This is a genomic window from Chamaesiphon sp. VAR_48_metabat_135_sub (assembly GCF_031418915.1).
Taxonomy (GTDB): Bacteria; Cyanobacteriota; Cyanobacteriia; order Cyanobacteriales; family Chamaesiphonaceae; genus Chamaesiphon.
In genome coordinates this window covers 1-5,412 of the sequence record NZ_JANOJV010000034.1, presented here as the reverse complement: position 1 = coordinate 5,412, position 5,412 = coordinate 1, and the positions used below count along the sequence as shown (strand labels likewise).

General features: G+C 42.3%; 10 protein-coding genes. 7 read left to right on the top strand and 3 right to left on the bottom strand.

The annotated features are described in order from the left end of the window. Positions 1–554: ABC transporter substrate-binding protein (locus RMO55_RS02490; protein WP_310422984.1), on the bottom strand; the 554-nt coding region annotated here is incomplete at its 3' end. A 640-nt stretch (positions 555–1,194) separates the two neighbouring features. Between RMO55_RS02490 and RMO55_RS02485 the strand changes: the two genes are divergently transcribed. The 6 genes from RMO55_RS02485 to RMO55_RS02460 all read left to right on the top strand — a co-directional run bounded on the left by RMO55_RS02485 (position 1,195) and on the right by RMO55_RS02460 (position 3,807). Beyond that, positions 1,195–1,380, top strand: a complete 186-nt coding sequence (locus RMO55_RS02485; RefSeq protein WP_310422981.1) for a hypothetical protein — start codon at positions 1,195–1,197, stop codon at positions 1,378–1,380. 193 nt (positions 1,381–1,573) lie between these two features. After that, positions 1,574–1,804: a hypothetical protein gene (locus RMO55_RS02480; protein WP_310422978.1), complete on the top strand. Its 231-nt coding sequence runs from the start codon at positions 1,574–1,576 to the stop codon at positions 1,802–1,804. 254 nt (positions 1,805–2,058) lie between these two features. Beyond that, entirely contained in the window at positions 2,059–2,559 is a 501-nt protein-coding gene (locus tag RMO55_RS02475; protein ID WP_310422974.1) for a hypothetical protein, read from the top strand. Then, positions 2,537–2,722, top strand: coding sequence for a hypothetical protein (locus RMO55_RS02470; RefSeq protein ID WP_310422971.1), 186 nt, complete (start codon positions 2,537–2,539; stop codon positions 2,720–2,722). Before RMO55_RS02475 ends, RMO55_RS02470 begins: the two co-directional genes overlap by 23 nt. Before the next feature lie 294 nt (positions 2,723–3,016). Continuing rightward, the gene (locus tag RMO55_RS02465) at positions 3,017–3,292 is read left to right on the top strand and encodes a DUF1778 domain-containing protein (protein ID WP_310422968.1); all 276 of its coding nucleotides are present in this window, start codon (positions 3,017–3,019) and stop codon (positions 3,290–3,292) included. Next, positions 3,292–3,807, top strand: coding sequence for a GNAT family N-acetyltransferase (locus tag RMO55_RS02460; protein ID WP_310422965.1), 516 nt, complete (start codon positions 3,292–3,294; stop codon positions 3,805–3,807). Before RMO55_RS02465 ends, RMO55_RS02460 begins: the two co-directional genes overlap by 1 nt. A 77-nt stretch (positions 3,808–3,884) precedes the next feature. Here RMO55_RS02460 and RMO55_RS02455 read toward each other — a convergent pair whose 3' ends face one another. Together RMO55_RS02455 and RMO55_RS02450 are read right to left on the bottom strand one after the other, a co-directional pair. Then, entirely contained in the window at positions 3,885–4,412 is a 528-nt protein-coding gene (locus RMO55_RS02455; protein WP_310422962.1) for a DNA-binding protein, read from the bottom strand. A 3-nt stretch (positions 4,413–4,415) separates the two neighbouring features. Next, the gene (locus RMO55_RS02450; RefSeq protein ID WP_310422959.1) at positions 4,416–4,688 is read right to left on the bottom strand and encodes a hypothetical protein; all 273 of its coding nucleotides are present in this window, start codon (positions 4,686–4,688) and stop codon (positions 4,416–4,418) included. A gap of 371 nt (positions 4,689–5,059) precedes the next feature. Here RMO55_RS02450 and RMO55_RS02445 point away from each other — a divergent pair, with 371 nt between their 5' ends. Further along, positions 5,060–5,236, top strand: a complete 177-nt coding sequence (locus tag RMO55_RS02445) for a hypothetical protein (RefSeq protein WP_310422955.1) — start codon at positions 5,060–5,062, stop codon at positions 5,234–5,236. Positions 5,237–5,412 lie beyond the last annotated feature (176 nt).

The window sequence follows — 5,412 nt, the reverse complement described above, 5'->3', positions numbered from 1 at the left end:
GTCCGCAAGAAAGGAGCAAAAGGTTCGGCAATGGTAAATGATACTCTATCTTCATCAACTTTTTTGACTATTGGTAATTTCTGCTCCTTCCCAATTTTCATTAAATCTCGCTCGTCGCTGGGAATATCTGGATTAAAATATACTTCATTAAAGGAGAAAAGGACATCATCGATCGTTAGAAGTTGACCATTCGACCATTTGAGATTTTTCCTGAGCGTAAAGGTAATCGTTCTATTGTCGGGTGAAAGTTGCCAAGATTCGGCTAGGGCTGGCTCAATCTCGCCTTTACCATTTTCGGTAATTAAACTTTCTAATACATACCCAAATATACTTGGGGACTCTCTACTAAGAACTGGATTAAAAGTCTTGGGATCGCTGAGAATTGACGAAACTAATTGATTATCGGTTTGAGCGGTAGAAGACTGCATCATCGCTCGACAACTACTCAGACCGATCGAGACAATCGTAACTAATAATACTAAGATCGACTGCCACCGCTTCCCAAACCGATTATTTAACATACTTAAAATAAAGCTACCTTCGATGCTCCCCATCTATTCTAGCTGTCATCGATCGACTCTCACATCTTTACTGCGATGCAAGATTGTCGATCGCAGCGAATCTTGATTGCATTCTCTTCAAGATACCTTGATAATTTCAGACCAAAGCTATACTATGAGGGCAGAAAGGATACTTTTGCAACACGCACAAGGAGGCGTAATATGAATAAGTATGGAATTGGAATTCTAGTTATCAGTACAATTGTTCTATCGGGGGGGGGTAGCTCTCGCTGGAATCTCGTTAAATAATGGAATCTCATTAAATAATGGACTCTCTTTAAGCGGTGCAACACTGCAAGGATCTAATTTATCAGTTCGAGTCTCTGGCGGTCAATTAGTTGGAGTCACACAACTACCAGCTCGATAGTTCTAGAGCAGGGGCATGGTAAGTTTTCGATCGACTAGCATCCGCTCTAAATGAATCGTGCCCCTAGCAACAAGCGATATTTAATCTTCTTTAGTTCCAGTGGTTGAGATGCCCCCAACTAGCGATCGAGATTAGTGCTAAAGTACTCTCAGACCATCCGCTCGAACTCAATGGCGCAGTATAAACACGATCGCTTTTTTAAGTTTTACATCCAATCATTGTAAGGATCTAGCTACTGACAGTTTAACTCCAGAGGAGAGTGAATTTATGAAGACGATGGAAGAAATCGATGTTTGGTATGAATTAGAACTCAACAAGGCTAAACTTGAAGGCAAGATCGAGATCGCACTGAAAATGATTCAGGAAAATATCTCTTTAGAAACGATTAGCCGTATAACCGGAATCACGATCGATCGACTACAACAACTGCAAGCTTCACAAGTAAAGGATTAAAGTCTCGATCGATCGTATAGTAGCTCGATCGATCGCCATCCACTGCGGCTAATCTCGACGAGCTAAAAACCTCCGTCAACAAAAATTAATATTAATTGCATTCCTGCCAATATCTCTTGACAATTTTATACCAAAGCTATACTGTGAGGGCAGTCAATATACTTTTGAAATGATGTACTTCAGGAGGCATAAGATGAACAAGTATGGAATAGGTATTCTAGTTGCTGGTACAATTGTTCTGTCGGGGGGGGTAGCTCTCGCTGGATTAGCACAAACTAATGCCCGCGCGATGAATGGCTTCGCATTAAAGAATGGCTTGGCTAACGGTGTAACTTTAAGCGGTGCGACACTGCAAGGAGCTAATTTATCGGTTCGAGTCTCTGGTGGGCAACTAGTTGGAGTCACACAACTACCAGCCCGATAGTTCTAGTGCAGGGGCATGGTAAAATTTCGATCGACGAGCATCCGCTCTAAAGGAGTCGTGCCCCTACATATCAAAGAATCTTTAAAGTGTGAGTGACTTTTTGCTAGAAAATAAACTCGAAGCAGTTTAGGTGCATAATTGATAACGATTAGACACGATCGATTACAGTCAAACTTTCAATGGAGCCGACACCCAGTATCCCCAGCTATCAGATCTGTGTTGTCGATATAGCAAGCAACTTTATATCGGGGGTTTTGGAGCCTGCAATAGTTACCGATCTCCCGACTTCAGGACAATTGGGTTGGACTTGTGATTGGCAAAACCTTTGGGAAAATAGTGATTTTGACTGTGAAGCCATCGTGAAGTTGCAAGTTCGGGGACAAATATTAGGATTGATGAAATTTGCTTTATATCCCTATCCCACAAATACGCCCGAATTTTTGGAGGTGTTGAATCTTGAAGCACTTCAGGGGCAAGAGAGGTCGGTTAAACCAGTTGGTTTATGGCTATTATGGTATGCAGCCACAATTTCATTGGCGCGTTGCAGTGGTGACGATCGAGGGACATTGATGCAGTTGGACGCAATGGAAGTGTCGATCGAGTACTATCGGAATAAGGTTAGAATGGAAGGGTTAGGATGGGTTAGTTTAGGTACAGAGGAAAAAGGTTATGCTTTCCGGTTTTCGCGCCTCGGAGCCGCCGAATTCTGCTCCCGCACTGAAGGAAGATTTGGTGCCCCAATTAGATGTAGATGATGAGACTGGGGAAAATATCGATGATGTCGTGACGGTATGCACTCCAGTGATGGACAGGAGATCTCGCTACTCGCTACTAAAGAATCGCACCTATACTCTCGATCGAGAATCCTCCACCACTGCTAATCTCGACAATCTGACAACCTCCGTCAACAAAAATTAATATTAATTGCATTCCTGTCAAGCTCTCTTGACAATTTTATACCAAAGTCAAACAACTACCAGCCCAATAGTTCTAGAGCAGGGGCATGGTAAGTTTTCGATCGACTAGCATCCGCTCTAAATGAATCGTGCCCCTACATATCAACAAATCTTTAATCTTCTTTAGTCAGATTTCACTCCTAAGTATGTTGAGATCGAGCTATAAAGCTTCCGCCAGCCGCTACTACCAGATAATACTGTCCTGACATTGTGTGTATAATAGAGCTAAAGGCAGATAAAACGCAATGACTTACAAATGAATGCCAAAGAAGCCAAGACAGAAAGAATCGACGTTCGGACTACCCCTGCTGCCAAACAACTGTTACAACAAGCAGCCGCGACTTCGCATAAAAGTGTGAGCGAATTTTTGCTAGAAAATGGACTCGAAGCAGCACAAGCAACCTTAGCAGACAGGCGGTTGTTCGTCCTCGATGAAGAAGGCTGGGAAGCATTTCAAACCGCTCTAGATCGTCCCGTCCAAGCCAAGCCTCAGTTAAAACAACTGCTCGACGAGCGAGGTTTTTTTGATTGATGCCCGATCTCCAGACTCAACCGTTTATTGAAAAGTTAACAGCAGCTCACCCCGTCACTGATTTCGATTGTGGCAACAGCGCACTAAATCAGTTTATCCAAAAATATGCCTATCAAAATCAACAAGCCAACAGCAGCCAGACCTATGTAGGTATTTATGAAGATGTAGTTGTTGGCTATTATAGCTTAACAGTTGGTTCGGTCATCCATGCTCAGGCTCCGAATCGAGTTACCAAAGGACAACCAAAACACCCGATTCCAGTGATGATTTTGGCACGTCTGGCGGTAGATCGACAATGGCAAAATCGGGGTGTGGGTAGAGGCTTGCTCAAAGATGCGCTCAAACGTACCGCTCAAGCTGCCGATCTTGCAGGCATCCGCGCTCTATTAGTTCATGCTAAAGATACAGATGTTAAACTTTGGTACGAACGATTTAATTTTGAGCCGAGTCAGATCGATCCATTATCTTTATTTCTGCTGTTAAAAGATTTAAAGAAAATATTAGAAAGCGACTAATTGCCTCAACATAAACACGATCGCTTTTTTCTGGCGATTTTTCACTAGGTACTTTGACGATCGATTAATCCAGTAAATTAGCAAACTAGAGCGCGGATATTTTCCTGCAGATCTGGCTCTACATTTCGCCACTTTCTAGCAATATTAAACTCCATATTGACGATCGCAACTTCTAATAACGAGTCGTCGATCGAGTATGTTTTAGCTTCTCTGAGCCAAGTTAGAATCTCTGCTAGATGCCAAATTGAAGGAGTTCCTTCATAAACGGGTGACGGAGATCTCGTATCATCATTGAAAATCAGATTTCTAATATTTTGTCGAGTACATCCCAAGATTTTAGCGGTATCTGTTAAGCCGACAAAATCTGGTGTTGCTTCGATTAAGCTAGCATTTGGAATAACTTTTTTGACATCAACGATCGCAGTAGAAACAGCATCAAACGCCGATGCTGCCGATCGAATAAATTCTAGTGCAATATACCCTTGTTTTCCAATTCCAATTAAGGCATCATCACATCCAGATTCATATAGTTGCTCGATATAATGATCGGGATCGATCCGCGCATCAGGAAAATTGAATTTTAAAGTAAAGCTATATTCTTTCACTATTTATTCCTCTTCTTCACCAGAATTATTTAAACTATTGTGCTTTGTACAGTTATCTACAACGCGCCGAATTTGCTTGGCATGATTTCCAGCGTTTTTAGGAGTACTCCAAATGCTAGTTATACAGAAAATCCCACATCTACATTCTTTATCGTTGTAAGGGCAATAAATTTTGCCCCAAGCGTGCGATCCGCCAAGCTCGACGCGCCAGCCATTTTGTTCCGCATCTGCTAGTGCTGCTTCAATTTCTGACTTGGGATGAGATCGTCTGGACATTACAACCTCGATCGATGGGATGAAAGCTTTGGAATGGGTAGTTGTCGAGTGACAATCAGTTTCTCTACGATATCCGCAAGGCTGGCAGTTGTCAAGTGACAATGACTCTCGTTCCGAAACTCTTGACAGAGACAAACTAGAGATAAATGGGTATTCTAATACTCTCGATCGATCGCCATCTACTGCGGCTAATCTCGACGAGCTGAAAACCTCCGTCCACGAAAATTAATATTAATTGCAGCCTCTTCAAGATCTATTGACAATTTTATACCAAAGCTATATTTTGGGAGTGAAAAAGGTACTTTTGAAACACGCATACAGGAGGCGTAAGATGAATAAGTATGGAATAAACATCCTAATAATTAGTATAATTGTTCTATCGGGGGGGGGTAGCTCTCGCTGGATTAGCACTAACTAATGGGTTAGCACTAACTAACGGCTTTGCTAGTGGTGTAACTTTAAGCGGTGCAACACTGCAAGGATCTAATTTATCAGTTCGAGTCTCTGGCGGGCAATTAGTTGGAGTCAAACAACTACCAGCCCAATAGTTCTAGAGCAGGGGCATGGTAAGTTTTCGATCGAGTAGCATCCGCTCTAAATGAATCGTGCCCCTAGCAACAAGCGATATTTAATCTTCTTTAGTTCCAGTAATGAGATGTACCAAAATGACGATCGAGATTAGTGCTAAAGTACTGTAAGCCCGTCCTCTCGAATTCAATGGCGC